19 protein-coding genes and 1 pseudogene are annotated in these 22228 nt (G+C 40.5%); 10 read left to right on the forward strand and 10 right to left on the reverse strand.

What is annotated here, in order from left to right; all coding sequences use genetic code 11:
* Positions 1-92 precede the first annotated feature (92 nt).
* Positions 93-479, forward strand: a complete 387-nt coding sequence (locus tag ACMAZF_RS01850; protein ID WP_435275799.1) for a DUF3718 domain-containing protein — start codon at positions 93-95, stop codon at positions 477-479.
* Positions 480-550: 71 nt separating this feature from the next.
* Here ACMAZF_RS01850 and ACMAZF_RS01855 read toward each other — a convergent pair whose 3' ends face one another.
* From ACMAZF_RS01855 to lptD, 7 genes are all read right to left on the reverse strand, one after another.
* A complete protein-coding gene (locus ACMAZF_RS01855; protein WP_435275800.1) occupies positions 551-2569 on the reverse strand; it encodes a methyl-accepting chemotaxis protein in 2019 nt (672 codons plus the stop codon).
* 394 nt (positions 2570-2963) lie between these two features.
* A complete protein-coding gene (locus ACMAZF_RS01860) occupies positions 2964-3773 on the reverse strand; it encodes a symmetrical bis(5'-nucleosyl)-tetraphosphatase (RefSeq protein ID WP_435275801.1) in 810 nt (269 codons plus the stop codon).
* 3 nt (positions 3774-3776) lie between these two features.
* Complete coding sequence (gene apaG / locus ACMAZF_RS01865; protein WP_435275802.1) at positions 3777-4172, reverse strand: Co2+/Mg2+ efflux protein ApaG; 396 nt, start codon at positions 4170-4172, stop codon at positions 3777-3779.
* A gap of 14 nt (positions 4173-4186) precedes the next feature.
* Entirely contained in the window at positions 4187-4996 is an 810-nt protein-coding gene (rsmA, locus tag ACMAZF_RS01870) for a 16S rRNA (adenine(1518)-N(6)/adenine(1519)-N(6))-dimethyltransferase RsmA (RefSeq protein ID WP_435275803.1), read from the reverse strand.
* On the reverse strand, positions 4986-5978 hold the full coding sequence (gene pdxA / locus ACMAZF_RS01875) for a 4-hydroxythreonine-4-phosphate dehydrogenase PdxA (RefSeq protein WP_435275804.1): 993 nt from the start codon (positions 5976-5978) through the stop codon (positions 4986-4988). Before pdxA ends, rsmA begins: the two co-directional genes overlap by 11 nt.
* Positions 5979-5988: 10 nt before the next feature.
* Positions 5989-7299: a peptidylprolyl isomerase SurA gene (gene surA, locus ACMAZF_RS01880; protein ID WP_435277155.1), complete on the reverse strand. Its 1311-nt coding sequence runs from the start codon at positions 7297-7299 to the stop codon at positions 5989-5991.
* Positions 7300-7359: 60 nt separating this feature from the next.
* The gene (gene lptD / locus ACMAZF_RS01885) at positions 7360-9618 is read right to left on the reverse strand and encodes an LPS assembly protein LptD (RefSeq protein ID WP_435275805.1); all 2259 of its coding nucleotides are present in this window, start codon (positions 9616-9618) and stop codon (positions 7360-7362) included.
* 233 nt (positions 9619-9851) lie between these two features.
* Between lptD and ACMAZF_RS01890 the strand changes: the two genes are divergently transcribed.
* From ACMAZF_RS01890 to ACMAZF_RS01910, 5 genes are all read left to right on the forward strand, one after another.
* Complete coding sequence (locus tag ACMAZF_RS01890) at positions 9852-10808, forward strand: aminoglycoside phosphotransferase family protein (RefSeq protein WP_435277156.1); 957 nt, start codon at positions 9852-9854, stop codon at positions 10806-10808.
* Entirely contained in the window at positions 10796-11488 is a 693-nt protein-coding gene (gene murU, locus ACMAZF_RS01895; protein ID WP_435275806.1) for an N-acetylmuramate alpha-1-phosphate uridylyltransferase MurU, read from the forward strand. The genes ACMAZF_RS01890 and murU overlap by 13 nt, the downstream gene beginning before the upstream one ends.
* Complete coding sequence (djlA, locus tag ACMAZF_RS01900; RefSeq protein WP_435275807.1) at positions 11488-12297, forward strand: co-chaperone DjlA; 810 nt, start codon at positions 11488-11490, stop codon at positions 12295-12297. Before murU ends, djlA begins: the two co-directional genes overlap by 1 nt.
* Before the next feature lie 103 nt (positions 12298-12400).
* On the forward strand, positions 12401-13738 hold the full coding sequence (locus ACMAZF_RS01905; RefSeq protein ID WP_435275808.1) for a Na+/H+ antiporter NhaC family protein: 1338 nt from the start codon (positions 12401-12403) through the stop codon (positions 13736-13738).
* A 175-nt stretch (positions 13739-13913) separates the two neighbouring features.
* The gene (locus ACMAZF_RS01910; protein WP_435275809.1) at positions 13914-15146 is read left to right on the forward strand and encodes an EAL and HDOD domain-containing protein; all 1233 of its coding nucleotides are present in this window, start codon (positions 13914-13916) and stop codon (positions 15144-15146) included.
* 432 nt (positions 15147-15578) lie between these two features.
* Here the strand turns inward: ACMAZF_RS01910 and hemL are convergent, their stop codons facing one another.
* From hemL to ACMAZF_RS01925, 3 genes are all read right to left on the reverse strand, one after another.
* Positions 15579-16868, reverse strand: a complete 1290-nt coding sequence (hemL, locus tag ACMAZF_RS01915) for a glutamate-1-semialdehyde 2,1-aminomutase (protein ID WP_435275810.1) — start codon at positions 16866-16868, stop codon at positions 15579-15581.
* Positions 16869-16896: 28 nt separating this feature from the next.
* The gene (locus ACMAZF_RS01920) at positions 16897-17904 is read right to left on the reverse strand and encodes an aspartate carbamoyltransferase (RefSeq protein ID WP_435275811.1); all 1008 of its coding nucleotides are present in this window, start codon (positions 17902-17904) and stop codon (positions 16897-16899) included.
* A gap of 129 nt (positions 17905-18033) precedes the next feature.
* Positions 18034-19665: a chloride channel protein gene (locus ACMAZF_RS01925; protein ID WP_435275812.1), complete on the reverse strand. Its 1632-nt coding sequence runs from the start codon at positions 19663-19665 to the stop codon at positions 18034-18036.
* A 116-nt stretch (positions 19666-19781) separates the two neighbouring features.
* Here ACMAZF_RS01925 and ACMAZF_RS01930 point away from each other — a divergent pair, with 116 nt between their 5' ends.
* The 4 genes and pseudogenes from ACMAZF_RS01930 to ACMAZF_RS01945 form a co-directional block, all read left to right on the forward strand.
* Complete coding sequence (locus tag ACMAZF_RS01930; RefSeq protein WP_435275813.1) at positions 19782-20492, forward strand: DUF6776 family protein; 711 nt, start codon at positions 19782-19784, stop codon at positions 20490-20492.
* Positions 20493-20655: 163 nt separating this feature from the next.
* On the forward strand, positions 20656-21009 hold the full coding sequence (gene erpA / locus ACMAZF_RS01935) for an iron-sulfur cluster insertion protein ErpA (RefSeq protein WP_435277157.1): 354 nt from the start codon (positions 20656-20658) through the stop codon (positions 21007-21009).
* A 127-nt stretch (positions 21010-21136) separates the two neighbouring features.
* Positions 21137-21316, forward strand: a complete 180-nt coding sequence (locus tag ACMAZF_RS01940) for a hypothetical protein (RefSeq protein WP_435275814.1) — start codon at positions 21137-21139, stop codon at positions 21314-21316.
* Between the two features lie 104 nt (positions 21317-21420).
* Positions 21421-22221: pseudogene (locus tag ACMAZF_RS01945) on the forward strand (IS4 family transposase); the annotation flags it as partial.
* Positions 22222-22228: the final 7 nt, after the last annotated feature.

Genomic DNA, 22228 nt, shown 5'->3' on the forward strand with positions numbered 1-22228 from the left:
CTTGGTTATCCCAATTCGAAAATTGACAAAAATTTAGATCGACTCAGTGGTTTAGTGAGTCGCCTATGTAGCGAGAAAGTCAGGAAAATTGTATGAAAAAAATATCTACCGTAGCAGTGGCTGCAATCCTTTCAACTGGTCTTTATACGGCACCCGCTTATTCTTATGATAATGTTGCAGAAGCAATGTGTAACTACATTGTGGCGGACCATAAATCGCGTTTTCGTGATCAATTGCGCTCTAACAAGATTAAGCTGAAAAAAGTCTATAAGCAAATTAGCTGTAATGGCCATAGCTTATTGCGTTTCGCCATGACTAAAGATGCAGACAGTGTTGGTAAGTTTATTGTTAAGCGTTTACCAGCATCTTTGCTTCAAAAGCCTGAAGCTGATGGTGTTACTGTTTTTGATTGGGCGAAAGCCAATGGTAAAGAAGTATCAACTATTGCTCAAGCAGTTAAGAAGAGAGCTAAATTATAAGTTTAGCAATTGTTGAATAGAAAAAGGCCGATAATTAATTATCGGCCTTTTTTGTTTTCTTAGGGTTTCTATTAAACTTTAAAGTTTCCAGCGGCGGTTTGAAGTTCTACCGCTAGGTTTGCAACTTCTGTAGTAGCTTGTTCTGTTTGTGAGGCACCTTGCGAAGTGCCGTTGGCAATTTCAACAATGCTTTCTAATAGTTGAGATATTTCATTGGACACCACATTTTGTTCTTGTGCCGCCAGTGAAATTTGTCCACTTTTCTCTTCAACGCGCACTAGTGCATCACTCATTTCATGTAATGCATTGGATGTCTTCTCTGAATCAGACACACAGGCTTGTGCATGCTCCTGACTCACTTCCATCACTTTAACAGCATCTTGCGCTCCGGTTTGGATAAGCTCTACCATGTCATTAATTTGAGTTGTTGATTGTTGAGTTCTATTGGCAAGATTTCTTACTTCATCAGCAACAACGGCAAATCCTCTGCCTTGTTCTCCTGCTCGTGCAGCTTCAATTGCAGCATTCAAGGCTAACAGGTTAGTTTGCTCCGCTATACCGCGTATAACGTCGATAATAGACCCAATATCGGTACTATCATCATGGAGCTTGTTAATGACATCAGCTGCATTACTAATGTCACTTGATAATGAGGTAATCGTCGTTTTATTACCTTCCGAGATTTTCGCTATCTCAATTGCTTTTCGATTGGTTTGTTGAACTTCATCAAGCGTTGAATCTGCGTGATCTGATACCTGGCTTGCGCTTAGGCTCATTTCATTGATGGCTGCAGCTGCTTGGTCTACCTGAACTTGTTGTTCACCGATTGCTTGAGTCGTTTCTTGCGTTATTGACGATGTTTGTTCTGATGCGGTTGCGAGTTGACGAGAACCATTAGCAATGCTGGTAATCACATCTTTGAGTGAAACAGATAGGTGATTAATATTTTCTGTTAATTCGCCAAATTCATCTTTCGCATCATGGTTAACAGTTTGTGTTAGGTCGCCATTGGCTAAGGAGCGCAACGCTTTGTTGATACGATTCAAAGGCTGAGAAATACTGCTAACCGTTCGGTAAGACACTAAAATTGAAATAAGTACTGCAATGATAACAACAATAGCGACTTGCATTTTACCAGCACTAACGCTTTCAAGGATCAATTCTTCCGATGCTTCAGCGCTATCAGAAGCAGCTTTGAGAACTAACTTAACTTGCTTAACACCAATTTCTGTTTGTTTGTTGGTAGTTTGGTGTAGTGAAAATGATTGAACCTTACTTTCTAACAAACTTAGCCGAATCGATTCTATCGATTGTGAACCGCTAAGTAGCGGTTTTAATCGCTGATAGTCATTACCAAGTGCTTCTAATAACTCAACATCAACAATACCTTGTGAACGTGATACTAGAAACTGCAGTTTCGAATCTATATCTGCGCTTATAAAAGAAAGTTCTTTGCCAATGGCACTTGTTTTGGCAGCATTACTTTGGTTAGAAACATCTTCACTTGTTTTGATCAGCGTTAAAATAAGATTGTCGAGATCATTGGCAAGACCAACGATAGTATCGAGTTGGTCTGATTCACTTTCTGTATCGGTAATGTCAAGTAGCGTACTCGATAGGTTGTCACCTATTTCGCTAAGCGCTTCCAACGAACTTCCTAATTGAGATCGGTAAGATAAAACAGACTTTTTACTTTGATAAAGTGACTTTGTTGTTTGCTCTATCTCGGTTACCGTCAACATTAATGCAGGAATTTTACTTGATAAGTTGTCATCCTCCGCTGAAAGTTCTTTTAATTCTGCCAATAAGATACTCACCGTCTTATGGTTTGTGACGATTTCATTATGATCTTTTTCAATGCCACTTACAGTATCTGCATAATACTCGTGAATCGCCAAACGCTGCATATTCATCAGTTTAGCTTCAAGCGCTGTACTTATTTCTAAGGTTGGGAAGGAGACTTCTTTGGAGTGAAGGGTTTCTTTCTCTACGTTAGAAAAGCTATAAAAAGAGTTGCCGCCAATAATGAATAGCATAAGTAATATGCTGGCAAACCCTAACCTAATACGGTTAGCAACAGTTAATGTCATTAATAAATCCCCAGTAAAATATGACGCGTGGATGCGGCCTACTTCAATTTCCCTATCAGAGCGTATGATACCAATTGCATTAAATATTTGCCCACTTGTACTTGTTAAAATTAACTAAAATGGCGTTGCTCTCAATCCTAATAGCCAGCTATTAGTTAATCGAGCGCCTTGTTTTAGCTGATTTTCTCTACGCACAACAAGATCACTTACTTAATGCAATGGGTATGACCTACGTTCAACAACGACTAAAAACATAATCGTTATTATACTTCTAACGCTAAAATTCTCACTTGATATAATTAGTTATCGGTTAGAAAGTAAGACATTAGTCTATAGATAATTATATCAGCAAAGCTTTTTCTTGTTAATAGCTTATCGGCCACTCGTAACAATTCTATAACGATTTTTGATAGAAAAAACTATTATCTTCAAATCGCCAACACGTGAGCCAGTTTCCCCATAAACACCCCGTATCAAGTGCGATAAATTGAGAGTGATCTGTATGGCCAAGAATCGATGCCCAATGACCAAAAACTATCCTTTGATCGCTTAGTAGCGAATGCTGTTGATTAAACCACGGTGTTAATGTCTGATCTGAATTCTCTTTTGGGGTAACCTTGATGGTAAATTCTAAATGACCTTGTTCGTTACAATAGCGCATTCGAGTTAATGCATTGATGGTAAATATCAATCTTTCTTGTTGTGTTTTACATTGCCGCCAGTCAGCAATATTGTTATACATTGCTTCGAGCAGGCTTTTATAGTGCGGGGATGTAAGTTCAGCATTAACGTGACTAGCTTGAGTGATGGCGGTCGCGAGCGACCACTGTGGTGTTAGACCTGCGTGACAAATAATTAATTCATCATCCTTTAGATGTCTAATAAGGGGCTGTTTACGTAAGTAGTTTATATAGTCATTTAATTTAGTGCTTGCTAATAATGGCGTAAAGTTATCATTCTCTTTGTTGATTTTTATATTGTTCGCGACGGCTAGAAAATGCAGATCGTGATTACCTAATACCGGATGAATTGAAGATTGGTGGGCGATGAGATAATCAAGAGTTTCTTTGGGTTTAGGCCCGCGCCCAATAAGGTCGCCAACCAAATATAAATGATCTTGTTGATGATCAAACTCAATTTGCTCTAATAATAAGATAAATTCGTCAAAGCACGCTTGAATATCACCAATAAAATAGGTTGCCATAGCCTAATGGATCAAGGTGTTATTAGCGAGTAGGAAGGGGGAAATATCTACTTGAAACAGCGGGTTCATTAAGCTATCACAATGCATTTCGTATTGACCATGCATAGTACCAATAGGTGTTCTGAAGTTGGACCCGCTTGAATACTGAAACTCGCTCATGGGTTCAATAACTGGTTGGAGCCCAATAACACCTTCGCCTTTTACTTCACTTTGATTGCCATCGCCATCAGTAATATACCAATGGCGATTTAAAAGCTGTACTGGATATTGAGAGTTATTACGAATAGTAACCTGATAGCCAAATACAAAGAGTGGCGCTTTGTCTACAATGCGCTCTTCGATGTAATAAGGTTTCACATCAACAATGACTAACTCACTAATGCTTTGGTTATCACTCATTTCTCGTCCTTACACTATTTCTTAGAGCGGTTCGTAATATAGTTTGCAATATCAACAAATTGCTTTAATGAAACTTGTTCGGCGCGGTAGGTTGCATTAACACCAAGCTCTTCCATTTCTTCAACACTTAACACGCCTTTCAGACTATTGCGCACGGTTTTACGGCGCATACTAAACGCCTGAGTTACTACATGTTGTAATTGCTTAATATCCAATGCAGGGTGTGGCAGCTCGCGGTATGGCTCAAGACGAATAACCGCTGAATCTACTTTAGGTGGCGGTACAAAACATTGTGGGCCCACTTCAATGACCGGAATCATTTTGCAGTAATACTGCGCCATAACACTCAATCGACCGTAAGCTTTAGTATTTGGTCTTGCGCACAATCGTAAAACGACTTCTTTTTGCAACATAAAGTGCATGTTTTCGATAATATCGGCTTGCTCGAATAAGTGGAACATAAGCGGCGTTGAAATATTATAAGGAAGATTTCCAAATACTTTTAAGCGCTGACCTTCTTGAGCTAACGTAGAAAAGTCAAATTGCAGGGCGTCACCTTGATGGATAGTCAATTTGTCTTTCAGTACGGGGTGAGATTCGAGGCGCTGTACAAGATCGCGATCAAGCTCTACGACGGACATGTTATCAATCTTAGCGGCAACAGGTTCAGTAAGTGCACCAAGGCCCGGGCCTATTTCTACAATGTGGTCTTCTACTTTAGGGTTGATTGCAGCGACAATATTATCAATGATATTTTGATCATTAAGAAAGTTTTGCCCAAATCGTTTTCTAGCCGTATGGCCTAAATGTACTTTATTGCTCATTTTTACTCTTTTGTGCCATGGTAATGGCTTCATTAATTGCAACTATCATGCTGCCAGAATCTGCTTTGCCACTGCCTGCTAAATCTAGGGCGGTGCCATGATCAACAGAGGTTCTTATAAAAGGTAGCCCTAGTGTAATATTAACGGAGTTACCAAATCCTTTGTACTTTAAAACGGGAAGACCTTGATCATGATACATCGCCAAAACGGCATCGGCATTATCCAGGTATTTGTTTTGAAATAAGGTATCTGCTGCCAGTGGGCCGACAATATCAATGCCTTCGTCGCGTAATGCGTCGATGGCTGGGTTAATAATTTCGATTTCTTCACGGCCTAAATGACCATCTTCGCCAGCATGAGGATTAAGACCACACATATATATACGCGGGTGTTCAATGCCGAACTTCTGTACTAAATCGGCGTGTAAAATACGGCTGATATTTACAACACGATCAAAGGTAATTGCTTTCGCGACATAAGCTAGAGGGATATGAGTTGTTACTAATGCAACGCGTAAACCTTCTGTGGCCAATAACATCACAACATCAGCAGTATTTGATTGCTGAGCAAAAAATTCAGTGTGGCCACTAAACGCTATGCCTGACTTATTGATAATCCCTTTGTGAACCGGACCAGTGACAACGGCTGAGAATTCACTATCAATATTATGATCGCAAGCAAATTGCAGTGTATCTAACACATAGCCGCCATTCATTTCGTTAAGAACACCGCATTGTACTGGTTCGTGAAGAGGAATGTGCTTGATGGTCAATGTACCCGCTGTTTGCGCTACAGCTGGAACACTAGGGTTATAAGCGCGCAATGTGAGCGGTAAATCAAGCTTTTTAGCTCGATCCAACAAAAGCTGTTCGTCGCCGATAACGACAATCTCAACAGGCCAATCTTGTTGGGCAATGCTGATGGCTAAATCTGGCCCAATGCCAGCAGGTTCGCCTGGTGTTAACGCAATACGTAAAGTCACCCTGATTTTCCTAGTCTAAAATTTGAATGTAGGCAGAAGAGCGCAGTTCACGCGCCCAGGCATCACTTTCTTCGGCAAACTTACGATTAAATAATAACTGATGAGCACGATTCTTAATAAACTGTTCCGTTGCATCGACTTTACGCTTTCCTAACAGTTTTACAATGTGCCAGCCATGGGATGATTTAAACGGTGTGCTGATTTCATCTTGCTCTAAATTAGCCAATGTATTTTTAAACGCAGGCACGTAAACACTTGGATCACGCCAGCCTAACTCGCCGCCTTTAATGGCAGAACCTGTATCGTCTGAATGCTCTTTTGCCAATTCTTCAATGGTTGATTTACCGCTTTTTATATCTTCAATAAAGCCTTCAAGCATCGCTTTGGCACGGTCGTCACTTAAGATAATCGATGGTGTGATTAAGATATGTTTGGCATTCACTTCATTTACATCGCGTTGCTGTTGGCCTTGAGTATCAAGAATTTTTAAGATGTGGTAACCGTTACCGCTCTTAAATGGGCCTATAACATCACCTTTCTTCTTTCCCTTAACCGCATCAGTAAACAGCGTTGGCATTTCATTGATGTTCATGAACCCCCAATCACCACCTTCTAGTGCTTTCGGGCCTGATGATGATGTGATAGCTATACGCTTGAAGTCGCCATTGTCATTTAATAAATCAATAACCGTATCTGCACGTTCACGTGCTTTTGCTAAGCCTTCGGTTGATTCGTCACCGTTGTGTGAAATTAGAATGTGTCCCAATTGGAATTTAACCGTTGATTGACCATGTTCTTTTATTTGCTCTGCAAGGCTAACAATTTCTTGTTCGGCAATGTTTATACGACGTCGCACCGCAGCGCGCTCTACTTGACCTAATAAGATATCGTCACGCATTGATTCACGGTAACTCGCAAAATCAATACCTTCTTTTGCAAGCTGTTGTTTCAACTGCGCTAGTGAGATATTTTGTTCTTTGGCGATATTATTAATAGTTTGATCAAGCTGTGTATCACCAATTCGCATGCTCATGCGCTCGGCCATCTGCTTTTTAAGCAAGTTGTCAATTAATCGCTCGGTCGCTTGTGTTTTTAGCACGCGATCATTGGGTAATTCTTGATTACTAGTCACAGAACGCTGCTTAACACGATTCACCAATGTGTCAATTTCACTTTTTAAGATAACACCGTCGTTTACAACAATAGATACACGATCCAGTGCTTTGATTTCTGCTTGGCTTACATGAGCGCTACTTAACAATGAAATAGCTAATACAATCTTTAATAACTTCATTCTTTTTCCATTACGACGACAACTTATTAATCGTCGCTAATTTATCATAGTTCTTGAGAGAACGGGTTAACTATCGTCAAGCTTCGTTTATTGCTTTAAGTAATATGGCTTGCGATACGTAAATAAACCATTGCTAAACATGTCGCTTGCATCGGAAGAGCTTTGTGAGCCTAGTCCTTTAATTTCAAAGTTAAAGGAAAGGCCATTATCAAATTCTTCATTTGCAATGATTAATGTGTTTGCACTGTCGCTATATTGTGCTTGTAATTGACGATACGCTTGTACTCGAATAGACCAACAACAAGATTCATATTGAAGACCTGCAAAAGCTTCAATAGTTCGATTGAGATTGATATCTCGGTAATAATTACCAACAAATGTCCATTCGTTATTTATTGGCCAGACGGTTTGTACGCCGAGCTGATTAATTTTACTGTCGTTAATTTGTTTAACAAATCGATGGCTAAACTGCACTAATTTTGAGGCACTCACATGGTAATCGATGCTAGTTTTACTTTGAGTAATGGTATCTTGTTTGTCATTGAGCTGCATTGCATGAGTAAACTGCCATTGTTTATTTACGGTGTAACTAAATTCACCAGCGAGTGCTGAGCGATCGGGTAGGCTTGCTTGGGCGTTGCCTTCTTCGACCGCCATTTGTGATTGGCGTAGATAAAATGTTTGACCAATGCTGCCTTTGAAATACGGCTGATTGTTCTCATCTTTTAGTTCTGTCGTGACACCAAATGTAACTTGCTCTGTGTCGATAATTCGGTCAAGACCACTAAAGCGTCGTGTTCTAAATAATCCCGCATAATCATCTCGCAACAATGCAGTGTCATAAAGCCCAATATCTTTTTGAGACTTAAATGGCACATATAAATACTGAACTTGCGGCGTTAATGTTTGAGTATGATTTGGCGCTAGCTTTAACTGGCGTTCAAAATTAATGTCACTATAGAATCTAAATTGCGGCAATGTTCTGCTAATTGATTGTGATGCTAATCCATTATCTTGCTCATACCATGTTTGCATTAGTTTTGCTTCAGTGATGAAGTTAATTGCAGACAAATTAATTGGTAGACGAAGTGTCGGTTCTATATGTAATCGACTTGCTTTAGATAAGTTATTGTCCCGTTGTCTAAAGTGACTAAGCTCAGAAAAAATATCAACTTTAAATTTGTTACCTAATACATTGTCATAGCTATGAAAAGCGAGTTGTGGCATTAATTGATATGGCTTTGCTTGATATGGCTTTGCTTGGCCACCTAATACTTGAATGTCTTGGACTCGCATATTGAGCCACCAATCGTCGCTGTAATAGGCTAACTCTATGTTCTTGGTTAGCTGATTGTCCGTCTTGGCGCCATATTTGCTGCCAATATCATTGAAGTAGTTATCATCGCTCACGTGAGTAAAAGTACTCGCAATACGCCAGTTATCAGCAATGGAACCGCTATGTTGCCAATGCGCTAAATAGCGTTTGTCGTCCGTTGAGCGATCATAATGTAGATATTCCAGATTCAACAGCCCAGTTTGTCCATTCGACAAATAACGAAATTCATTAATTAACTGTACACCGCGCTCTGACATCAATTTAGGAGTAATAGTCATGTCGTAATTTGGTGCGATATTCCAATAATAAGGGATACTTACTTCAAGGCCATTACGAGAGTTGGTGCCGATAGATGGATAGAGAAAACCGGAGCTGCGTTTGTCTGAAATAGGTAAAGTCAAATAAGGGAAATAAAATACCGGAATTTCAAAAACTTCTAACGTTGCTCGGTGAATGGTCGCCCATGCCTCTGAAGAATCTATTTTTATTTCTTTTGCGCGCAAAGCCCAATCGGGTGTCTCGTCGGGACAGGTTGTAAATAGGGCATCATCTAAAATGAGGTATCGGCCATCTTCGACTCGAAAACTTTTCGAACGGCCATGAATCATTGAATCATTGAACCAGTATTTTGTGTTGGCTAGTTCTGTGTCTTTTCCGTCGAGTGATGTTGTTAATGACTCACTTGTTAGTGTTAATTGATCATCCTGGAAGTGCAGATTACCTGTGGCCGAAAAAATATTGTTTGTTTGATCGTAACGAGCTTGATCGGCGCGGATAAACTTTTGGTTTTGTGTGAAGGTAACGTTACCGAGATAATTTAGAATATCAGGATATTGGATATTCGCTTTGTCAGCATTAACGGCCACTTGGTCTTCACTTAATTGAAGTTGTGGTAATTCACTCGGCGCCATATAAGGCGTATTAACACGGCATTGCTTGGCTAAAGGAGATGAGTTGGCCCAAGATGTCGCTGCAAAAGATGAAAGTAATAATAAAGTGATTAAGCGCATTTTAAGTTCAGGTATACTCAAATAATCAAGAGATCGGTCTATTGCTTTTATAATCAATGATTTGAAAATCAAAGCGTTCCGATAGAAAAATTAAACGGCTATAATATCGCAATTCTTGGCTTAGGGCTATTTATGTGACATTTTTTGCTTCATATTAGCGATGACCGCACAGTTTAAGGAGCGATGCTATCGACACGCGACAACATTTATTACAACACTGGTTTGAACAGCAAATACAATACTCTGCCGATAATTGGGAGGTTGTTAGTGCTGACGCCAGTTTTAGACGTTACTTTAGAGCTTTGGTCAAGGGAGTCAGTTATATTCTGGTGGACGCGCCGCCTGACACTGAAAAAAACGCAGAATTCATCGAGTTTTCCAGTCAATATGCCCAGGTAGGCATTGATGTGCCGCGAATTATTTTTAGCGATTTGGCGCGAGGATTTTTGTGTCTCACAGATTTAGGGAGTCAATCCCTATTGCCGCTTGCAGAAAACGACTCCATATATTGGTATCGAAAAGTGCTACGAACTTTACCGTTACTAGCTAAAGTAACCGTTAATGATGAGTCAGCACGTTATAATGCAGCATTCTTTGAACTCGAATTAGCGCTATTTAAAAATTGGTTTTGTCAGCAGTTTTTAGATATTTCAATGTCAGATATTGAATCTTACTCATTAGCGCCTTGTCTGGATTGGTTAGTAAAAAGTGCAACAATGCAGCCGCAAGTCGCAACACATCGAGATTTTCATGGTCGCAATATTATGGTGCGCGATAATCAATCTTTGGCGGTTATTGATTTTCAAGACACTGTCATCGGACCGTTAACCTATGATGTCGTATCATTACTTAAAGATTGCTATTTTAAGTTAGATAACGAGACTCAGCAGCAACTTCTTCAAGAATCGTATGCGCTATATCAAGACTCATTATCGCTCGCAATGACATTTGATGAATATCGTCAATATGCTGATTTAATGGGACTTCAGCGTCATCTGAAGGTTTGTGGTATCTTCAGTCGCTTACACTTACGGGATAATAAATCGCACTATTTAAATGATCTTCCGTTAGTGGTTGATTATATTATGCAAGTTTGTAATCACTATCCTGAACTTAAACAATTGCAGGCATTCTTTGAAAAAATGATACTACCAACGTTACCTAAAAGGATTGAACAATGTTTGCCATGATTTTAGCGGCTGGCCGAGGGGAACGAATGCGCCCACTTACCGACACTTTGCCTAAGCCGTTATTAGCGGTCAATGATAAACCCTTAATTGAATATCACATTGAAAAAATTAGCCAGCTTCCTATAGCTGATATTGTGATTAATCAGGCTTGGTTAGGACATTTATTGCCGCAACAGCTGGGATTTGGTGAGCGTTGGAATGTAAAAATTCACTACAGTAACGAAGGTGACAATGCCTTAGAAACTGCTGGTGGCATTAAGAAGGCGTTATCGTTAATTGACGAAGATTATTTACTAGTCGTCAATGGCGATGTGTCGACTGACTTTGACTTTTCGACGTTGCCCACGCAATTGCCTCGAGGTGTGTTGGCTCATCTTATTCTAGTCGAGAATCCTGCCCACAACCCTAATGGCGATTTTGCGTTGTCATCATCAGGACTGCTATCCAATGGCATTGAACAATTTACATTTTCCGGTATTGCGGTGTATCACCGACAGTTTTTCGACAATATCGAAGAGGGCGTGAGCGCATTGGGACCTTTAATCAGACAACAAATGGTCGAAGGAACTGTGACTGGTGAAGTTTATACCGGGAAATGGTTTGATATTGGCACACCGCAGCGACTTGAACTGCTTGATGCTCAATTGAGAGCGGGATTAGAAAACGGAGAATTAAGGTAGTGAAAATTTGGGGTAAAGTATTAGGCTTCATGTTTGGTTTTATGTTTGGTAAATGGGCTGGTGCTATTTTGGGGCTGTATATTGGTCACCGATTTGATCGCAGTATGAGCCAAGATTTTTCTAATCAAGGTGGCTTTACAAAGTTTTTCATGAATAAAGATTCATTTGCTAACCAAGCTGTATTCTTTCATGCTGTTTTTTCTGTTTATGGTCATATAGCGAAAGCCAGCGGACAAGTGACGCCACAAGAAATTTCCGCCGCATCGGGTCTTATGGATAAAATGGGACTCACTGGTGATAAAAGGAAAGAAGCACAGGCAGCGTTTAGTGAAGGTAAGTCAAATGATTTCCCACTAGAAGAAACGCTAAAGGCGTTTAAGAAAAGCTCTTTTGGCCAAAGAGATATCTTACAGCTATTTTTAGAAGTGCAGCTACAAGCCGCTTTTGCGGATGGAGAGCTACACCCAAAAGAAAGAACGATATTACACCTAGTGGCAAAACACCTTGGCTTTTCGAGTCGCGACTTAGAACGATTACTGCAACAACTCGATGCGCAAATGAAATTTCATCGACAGCAGGCTTCCTCATCTCAATCGGGGCCTTCTATAAAAGATGCTTATGATATTTTAGGAGTAAGTGCTGACGCGGATGACAATGCAGTAAAGAAAGCATGGCGCAAGCAAATGGCACAGCATCACCCTGATAAATTGGCTGCAAAAGGATTGCCTCCAGAAATGTTGGATATTGCGAATCAAAAAGCGCAAGACATTCAGGCTGCCTATGAAAAAATTAAAGCGCAAAGAAAATAACCAATTGCTCGTTTAATTTACGTCTAGATGTTTAGACGTCTAATTTGACATGTTGCTGGAGATTGGGTATTTTCACCTCACTCACTAAAAATAGGATTTGAGCATGACCTCAAGATCTTCATCAACAATTGTTCCTCGCGGCATAGCTCTATTGCCCTTAATGCTTTTTCTGGCGTTATTTTTAGGAACTGGTGTTTATTTAACACTGCAAGGCGTTGAATATGCCTTTTATCAAGTACCGGCACCGGTGGCTGTTTTGCCAGCGATCGTCTTAGCAATCATTTTATCTCGCGATACCATCAATGAAACTATCGAACAATTCACTAATGGTGTAGGCGACAGTAATGTTATTGCGATGTGTCTTATATATTTACTCGCAGGAGCTTTCGCTGCTGTAGCTAGTGCAACTGGCGGTGTTGAATCAACCGTCAACCTTGGACTTAGTATGATACCTTCTTGGTTTCTATTACCGGGTTTCTTCTTAATTAGTGCATTTATCGCTACTGCAATGGGAACGTCAATGGGCACCTTAGGGGCTGTTGCTCCTATCGCGTTGGGGGTTGCCCAAACAGCTGGAATTGATGTCGCAATTATGGGGGGGGCCGTAATTAGCGGCGCAATGTTTGGGGATAACTTGTCAATCATTTCTGATACAACTATTGCCGCTACTCGTAGTCAGGGTTGTGAAATGAAGGATAAGTTTAAAGAGAATTTACGCATTGCGATACCCGCTGCGGTTGGCGTACTTATTCTATTGTTTTTCTTAGGTAGTGACGCTCCATTGCCACCTATTGGTGAAATAGACTGGATTAAAGTATTACCCTATATCGCCATCTTAATATTAGCGATAGCAGGCGTTAATGTATTTGTTGTACTGGGCAGTGGTGTTGTAATGGCTGGCCTAGTGGGTTTGATCCAAGTTCCTGATTATCAGCTAATGAACTGGGCTAAAGACATTTACAAAGGCTTTAGTGATATGCAGGAAATCCTAATTTTAGCCATGCTAATTGGTGGTCTAGGTGCCGTGATGAGTTATCAAGGTGGTTTAGCCTTTATTGTTAAATTTATCGATCGCACATTAGCGCGACTAAGTGCTAAAAAAGGAAAAGTTAACACAGCCTCTGCAGAGCTAGGTATTGCAAGCGTGGTTAGCTTAACTAATTTAGCTATCGCCAATAATACGGTGTCTATCATTGTGGCTAGTGGTGTTGCTAAAGATTTGGCTGACACACATGATGTTGAACCTAAGCGTAGCGCTAGTTTATTGGATATTTTTGCATGTTGTATTCAAGGATTACTACCATACGGTGCACAAGCATTGATGATCGGTGCAATGTTTAGTCTGTCGCCATTAACTGTATCGATGCATGTATTCTATCCAATGATTTTGGCCGCCAGTGCAATCTTGACTATTTTGTTTAGAAAACGTCAGGTAATTTAATAAATTAAATATAATTGTTTGAAAAAGCATTACAATGATCGCATTGTAATGCTTGAAAACTGACCATAAACGACAGTTCTTATATCCTACCTTTGCATTAGGCTGTAATTTGGGCTAATTTGTTAGGCTTAAAAAGCAGTACCAAGATAAAAAAGTAATAAAAGGCAACACCATAATGAAATTTCATGCAGCTCGCCAGCCTATTCTTGATGCTGAGCAAAATTTATATGCCTACGAATTGCTGTTTCGTGATGGTGTGACTAATGCTTTTCCAAATATTGATGGAAACGAGGCAACTTCTAAAATAATTGCTGGAAGTCAATTTGATTTTTCTCTGTCAGATCTAACCAATAAAAAGCCCGCTTTTATTAATTTTACCTATGAAACGATTAATAAAAAGTACCCGACACTCATTCCGACAGAAGATGTTGTTGTTGAAATATTGGAAACTGAGCGCCCAGGTAAACGTTTATTAGCCGAAGTAAAAGAGCTCCATGAAGCAGGTTATACGATTGCGTTAGATGATTATGAACACGAATCAGTTTGGCGACATTTCTTCCCATTTATTAAAATGATTAAAGTTGATTTCTTAGCGTCTACTCCTGCTCAAATTGATGAAATTATTACTGCTGTCGCAGATTTCTCTCATATTAGTTTATTGGCTGAAAAAATCGAAACTCATGAAGAATTTGAGCGTGCAAAAGCGTTAGGTTTTTCATATTTTCAAGGGTATTTTTTCGCTAAGCCGCAAATGATTGAGGCAAAATCGCTAACGCCGACCCAGTTCAGTCTTGCTGAGTTACTTTATGAAACGAGTAAGGTGGATTTAGACCTACCGAAAATTATTTCTGTTTTTGAATTAGATGTAAATCTTGCTTATAAATTATTACGTTATAGTAATTCTGCAGTGTTTCGTCGCCGTACTGAAATTTCAAGCATTAAGCAGGCGCTAGTAACATTAGGTAAAAAAGAATTACAGAAATTTCTGTCAGTATTATTTTCTGCACAATTAGCATCGAATAAACCGCCAGAACTCATGGCGACGTCATTAACTCGCGCACGCTTTTCTGAGGGGTTAGCTACCATTAGTCCAAAGGTGAATGAAAGTAGCGTAGTATTCCTAACAGGGATGCTATCTCTCATTGATGCCATTTTAGGCGACTCAATGGAGAACGCGATGGAAAAGCTGCCATTATCGTCTGACATCAAAAATGCGCTAGTTTCTGGCGAAGGTATATTAGCCCACGTTCTTGATGTTGCCCGTGCTTATGAAGTATCGAATTGGGAAACTGTCAATGAAGAGCTTGCGCTATTAGGTATCGATGAAGAAAAGGTACCAGGTATTTATGCTGAAGCATTACAGTGGTCAAATGAACAAATGGAATTTATTTTAGCCACTCAATCATAGTTAAATAGTTTAAATTAAACTGAGGGTTTGTTGAACGTTTGAGTTCATTTTTGCAGCAATTGGTTTGGGGGTTCTACAAGGCAGAGCCTATGTGGTGTAGCTGGCTCGATAATAGCTCCTGCATTATCCTAATGAGCTACATCCCTGTAGCAATACACGAATAGGCGATAACGCCGTAGAAATAACAAACAAATGCTGTCCGTAGGATTCACCTAAAAGTATTTTGTGCGGCGTTATTCGTCATTCACTGGGGGAAACCCAGCATCAGTCCTCATGCCTCGCCCACAGGGATGTGGGTGCTTATGCTCAGTCTGGAACAATGAACATGTGCCCAAAACGCTTTTAGATTGAACGAAATTCGAACCACAAAGATCAACAGACCCTATAAAAACCTCATTTAATGAGGTTTTTTTGTGTGTTTAGCGTTAACGCTTAACTCGTTGCTAATTTCGCAAAACAAATATCTGCAGCAGCTAATGTTGCTTCGATTTCTTTATCGCCGTGAGCGGTTGATAAGAAACCTGCTTCATATGCAGACGGTGCAAGATAAACACCTTCGTCTAGCATTAAATGGAAGAAGGTATTAAAACGAGCAATATCGCACTTGGTAACTTGTTCAAAACATGAAACAGTTTCTTGCTCAGTGAAGAAAATACCAAACATGGCGCCAACGTAGTTAACAGCCAATGGGATATTGTGTTTGTCAGCTAATGCTTTAAAACCAAGCGCGATGCGCTCTGTTTTTTCAGTAAGGCTCGCATGCAAACCGTCTTCTTCAAGTAGCTCTAGCGTTTTTAGACCAGCGGCCATTGCGATAGGGTTACCTGATAACGTACCTGCTTGATAAACAGGCCCAGTTGGTGCGATATACTGCATGACTTCTTTTTTGCCGCCAAAAGCGCCTACAGGCATGCCGCCGCCAATCACTTTGCCTAGTGTAGTAAGATCAGGGGTTACTTCGTAATAAGCTTGTGCGCCGCCTAGTGCAACACGAAATCCAGTCATTACTTCATCGATAATCAGTAATGCACCTGACTCATCACACACAGCACGAAGCTTTTGTAGGAAGTTGTCTTGCGGTGGAATACAGTTCATGTTGCCTGCAACAGGTTCAACGATGATACATGCGATATCACTGCCATGTTCACTAAACAATGCGTTTACCGATTCAATATTGTTAAACTGCGCCGTTAGCGTGTGTTTTGCAAAATCAGCAGGGATACCTGGTGAGCTTGGCTGTCCTAACGTTAATGCACCTGAACCTGCTTTAACTAATAACGAGTCAGCGTGGCCATGGTAACAACCTTCAAACTTTAAAATTTTATCGCGGTTAGTAAAGCCACGAGCTAAGCGAATCGCGCTCATTGTTGCTTCGGTACCCGAGCTAACCATACGTACTTGTTCCATAGATGGAACCAATTTACGTACTTTTTCAGCCATCGTTATTTCAAGTTCAGTGGGAGCTCCGAAACTTAATCCAAATGCAGCTTGATCGATAACCGCTTGACGAACTTCCGGACGATTATGACCTAAGATCATTGGTCCCCATGAACCAACATAGTCAATATAGTTTTTTCCGTCGGCATCAGTGACTAATGCACCCTGTGCTTTTTCGATAAATAGTGGGCTGCCACCAACACCTTTAAATGCACGCACTGGCGAGTTTACGCCACCGGGAATTGTATCTTGTGCTTGCTCAAATAATTGCTCTGAACGACTCATTGCGATTCCTTAATATTAGGTTATTGGGTTATTTACGACTAAACCAGTGAACATCTGATTCATGTTTACTTAACTGGTCGCTCACACCTAGTGTGAGGGCAAATAACGCCATACGTATTAACACGCCATTTTCCACTTGGCGGAAAATAGCTAAATTTGGATTTAAATTGAGATCGGTATCTAATTCATTGGCATCACTGCGACTATCGCGCGGCAGCGGATGCATAATAACCGTATTCGATTTACAGTGTTTGGTGTAAATCTGCTGATTAAGTCTAAATTGACCGCGGTATAAATCAGCTTCTTCTTGGCTCGTAAAACGCTCTTCTTGAATACGTGTAAGGTATAAAATATCAGCGTCAACGTTACCTTCAATGCTGTCGGTAATTATTACTTTATGGCCTGCATTTTCTAATACAGAAACGATTTCATCCGGCATGGCTAACGCTGATGGAGAAATTAAGCTAAAGGTAATATTTTTATATTGGCTTAATAGTTTTGATAACGAATGAACCGTGCGGCCATGCTTTAAATCACCCACCATCGCAATATGCATATTATCAATGGATTGCAGGCTGCTCGTAAGCTCTTTTTCAATCGTATATAAATCAAGAAGAGCCTGTGTTGGGTGTTCATTAGCACCGTCACCACCGTTAATAACAGGGACCATAGAGCCTTGTGAAAATTCTTTTACAGAACCTGATTGTGGATGACGCATTGCAATAACATCGGCATAACTACTTAATACTCGCGCTGTGTCGTAAAGAGACTCGCCTTTAGCAAGTGCAGAGCTGCTCATGCCTGTCGTTTCACGAACAAACCCGCCCAATAGATTAAAAGCGCTACCAAAACTAACACGCGTTCGGGTACTGGCTTCAAAGAACATATTGCCTAGAATGGCGCCATCCAAAACGTGAGTACGTTTTTTACGTTGCGCATACGGTTGCATCAAACTGGCTGTTTCAAATATTTTTGCAATAGCATCGCGGTCTAGTTGATTAACGGACAGGATGTGATTTCCGGTAAAATCGGTCATGTTTGAAACCTCATGGCAGCAGAGAGAAATAGACGAGCGACGACAGTGCTCACGTTGGGCGCAAAATATACCAGAAATAGCGCTTGATACCAATGAGAAATACTCGTCATTAATGTGTTACATCAAAGGTTATTCGTATTCTCGATGTAGATGTTTGCTCAGAGAACGCCACGTAACGAAACCAATGAGTTCATTGCTCCCTTGGGTCACAATCAGTACATAACCGTTGCGTATTGGCGCTAACACTTCATAGACGTCAGCAAGTGTTGCATTGTCGTAGAGTGTTGGTAAGGGCTCAATAGCATGAGGGGAAAAGTATTGAGCTGTATTTGGAGCTGGTTGGACAAAAATAGGCTTAGAAATCTCATTGGACTGATCGGCATTAAAGCGTTGTACACAATGATATTTTCGGCGTAACAAGCTCAGAACGCCAGTGTCTTGTAGTGAGCTAAGAACAGGCGCTGTTTTATACGGTAATTTTTGCAGCTCTAGTTGTTCAATAAACAATGAACGCGTACCAAATAATTGCTGCGCAACAATGATTGCAGGCACCACGACTAATAAGCTTGGAAAGATAATAGTGGCCTGTTGTGATATTTCTAAAATAGCCACCAGTGCGGCTAGCGGCGCATTTAAACTCGACGCCATTAAGGCAACCATACAAATCATAATTGCCATAGTCGCGTAGGGCGATATACCCGGTAAATAAGGCATTAAACTCCACACAATAACAGAACCTAATAGCGCGCCTAGCGCATATAAAACACCGATAACACCGCCAGGAATACCTAACCCTAAGGCACAAACTGTTGCTAAGAATTTCCCTATGAGTACTAACACGATAAAGCTGAGTTCTGGCTGCTCACTAAACGCAATGTTTAATGCGCCAGCTTCTGTACCAACGACGTGAGGAATAAACCACGCGATAATGCCAACGATACATCCTGCTAGCGGTAAACGAATCTCCATTTTCATGCGAGATGACATTTTCATTATGCCGAGCAGCGATCGGTTAAATAGCGTTGCTGCAACCCCCACAACAATACCAAGCACAATAAATGGTCCGATAGAGTCGAGTTTCAACGTGGTAATCGCAATATGAGCATAGTCGTGATTATCCCCAAAAAATTGCTGACTCACAGTGCTACCAATTAAAGAAGCTACCATTAGCGGTAAAAACGAGTGCACGCGATACTGTTGTAATACCACTTCTAAAACGAATACAACGGCGGCAAGTGGCGCATTAAAGGTCGCTGAAATACCAGCGGCAATACCACAAGAGGTTAAGATCCGAGTTGCATTGTGAGGAATATTAAGAACTTGAGACAAATAACTAGCACTACCAGCGCCAACATGCACTGCAGGGCCTTCTTTGCCGACAGAAAAACCACTGGCCAATGCCGCAATTGCACTGAAAAATTGGTTAATCGTATTACCAATAGGAATGAATCCATAAAACTTACGCTGGCGATGTAAAACAAAAGGAATGCCCATTCGGTGATATTTTTGATGAAAAATAAAGGCAAGTAATACGATAAACAACGCACCAATTAATGGCGCTAGCATACGTGTTAGTTGGCCCTCTTTTCCAAATGAATCGTGGTGACCTAAATTAAAATAAAGTTGAATTGCTTCAATAGATTGACGCATTGCAACGATCGCAAACGCAGCAATTAAGCCGACAATAGCGCCAAGTACAACTAATTGCCAAGACGGCGTTGCATTAGATAAAGGAAGTTTTATGGCGTGTCGTTGTTTCATCAAAATCGATAGTTGGCCTAGCTGATTGAACAATGGTATTTTATTGCATCGTGCAGTCAGGGTATACAGGTCTAACACGAATAAAATCTGACCTATTGAAACAGATAAAGGTTCTAATGTTAAGTTTTAAAACAATAAATAAGGCGCGTTTTAGTGTCACAACGCTGCTTTTTGCGGCATTGATAGGGGCTATTAGCATTGCGATAGTTTGGAAGCAACAGCCACCGCCACCGCCAGATCCCAAGCTTGCTGAACTATCTCTGCGCGTAAAATCAATGGAAACTTCATTGGCACAAGCGAATATGGCGCTGGATATTGAACAAAAAACCATCAGTGAAATGAATTCAACACTCTTGTCATTACAGGCTGAATCTCTAGAGCAACAACTGGCATTACGTTTCTATCAAAAAGTGATGGCACCCGAATATACCGCTAATGGCGTTCACATCGAAAAAGTGATTTTGACACAGGGGATAAGCGATCGTCACATAAGGTTTGAAGTACTCATCGCACAACTCGAAAAGCGCAAACGATACATCAAGGGAAATCTAGCGCTTGAAGTATTTGGAAGCTTTGATGGCAAGCCACAAGTATTAAACATTTCTGAAATGGTAAAGTCTGCAAAAGATTTAAAAGTCAGTTTTCGGTTTTTTCAGCATGTAAAAAGTGACTTTGAACTGCCAGAAGGATTTATGCCGGAACGTCTAAAGGTGATCATTAAAATGCCACGTCAACGGGGGCAAAAAGCCGCTAACGTGACGCAGGAATACCCGTGGAACGAGTTGATTAAACTGCCAATGCAGCCTATTTTACCCGGTGCAAGTTAAGTCATAATGAAGCCAACACGGGTGAGCAATCATTTGGTCAAATTGGTCTCAGTGTGAATTGCTTCATTGTTTAGCAATTAATCGTTGCACCAAAGCGGTCACTATTAGATAATTGACCAAATTAGTCGGGTATTACTCGATGGCAAATATTGAGAGGGTTAATATGTCGGTAGAAGTTGTTGAAGCAGGAATTCCATTAGAGTTCACACCTGCAGCTGCTAAACGTGTGAAATACTTACTGGAAGATGAAGAGAATCAAGAGCTTAAGCTTCGTGTTTATATCACTGGTGGTGGTTGTTCTGGTTTTCAATATGGCTTTACATTCGATGATAAAATGAATGATGGCGACATGACACTTGAGAAAGATGGCGCACGTATGGTCGTTGACCCAATGAGTTTGCAATATCTAGTAGGTGGTAGAGTTGATTTTACCGAAGGATTAGAAGGATCACGTTTTCTAGTTGATAACCCTAACGCAACTGCAACTTGTGGCTGTGGTTCAAGCTTTAATATTTAAGTTAGATTGTTATCTATGAAAAAGGCCGCCTCTGTTTAGAACCAATGCCGATCGTTTAAGAGAACTTGAACGATCTTGTAGATAGATCATAATCCCCAGTCTTTGTTAAGATTTGGGGATTTTTTATATGTTCACTCAAGAGTTAGCGTCAGTTTTTGAGTCGTTTGAAAGCACTGATTCATACGATAATGTGCTAAGTCCTATTGATACTCAATGGATTGAAGAAGCGTTGTTAGCCACCGATAAAGCGAGTATTATACCAATTGCATTAAATATTTGCCCACTTGTACTTGTTAAAATTAACTAAAATGGCGTTGCTCTCAATCCTAATAGCCAGCTATTAGTCAATCGAGCGCCTTGTTTTAGCTGATTTTCTCTACGCACAACAAGATCACTTACTTAATGCAATTGGTATTACTAGGTGCTGCCTTTGATAGGTGTGATGTTGGTGAAATTACATTAGCAAAACGGCTGCTAACCGACATACCAGACGATTCACTTACATTATTCGATCGGTGTTATTTTTCAGCTGACCTATTATTGTATTGGCAACAATTTGGTGTGAACTCCCATTGGTTAACCCCTGTAAAACAAGGCATGCGATACGAGGTCATCGAACGTTTTTCAGAGAATGATTTATTAATCGAAATGCCTGTTTCACCACAAGCTCGCGCGAATAATCCTAACCTACCAGATGTTTGGCAGGCGCGTATGATTTGCTATCAACATCCTAAAGGAGACATTAAAGGTTTTATCACCTCATTGACAGATCCAGAAGCATCACCAATGGAAACGTTATTATCAATTTATTGGGAACGATGGGAAATAGAGCAAGGTTTTGGAGAATTAAAATCGAGCCAATTAAATAATGAAATAACCTTGAGAAGCCGTTTTCCACAAGGGGTTAGACAAGAACTTTGGGGCGTGTTGTTAGGCTATAACCTTATTCGACTGGAAATGGCGGCCATCGCTAAAGAAGCCGATGTTTCTCCGACAAGGATAAGTTTCACCGCCGCAATTTGCATCATTGATACTCAAGTCAGAGCGCTGGCGTTATCATCGAACGGGACGATACCAAAGAAATTACAACTGATGAGGAAAGATGCGAAACATTTTATCCTGCCCGACAAGAGAAAGCACCGAACGTTTTCACGTTCAGTGCTTTACATTCCATCTCGGTATCCGTTGAGATACAAGCCTAAGAAAGCTTAACCGAATG

The organism is Psychrobium sp. nBUS_13 (genome assembly GCF_051201665.1).
In the GTDB taxonomy this organism is placed as follows: Bacteria; Pseudomonadota; Gammaproteobacteria; order Enterobacterales; family Psychrobiaceae; genus Psychrobium.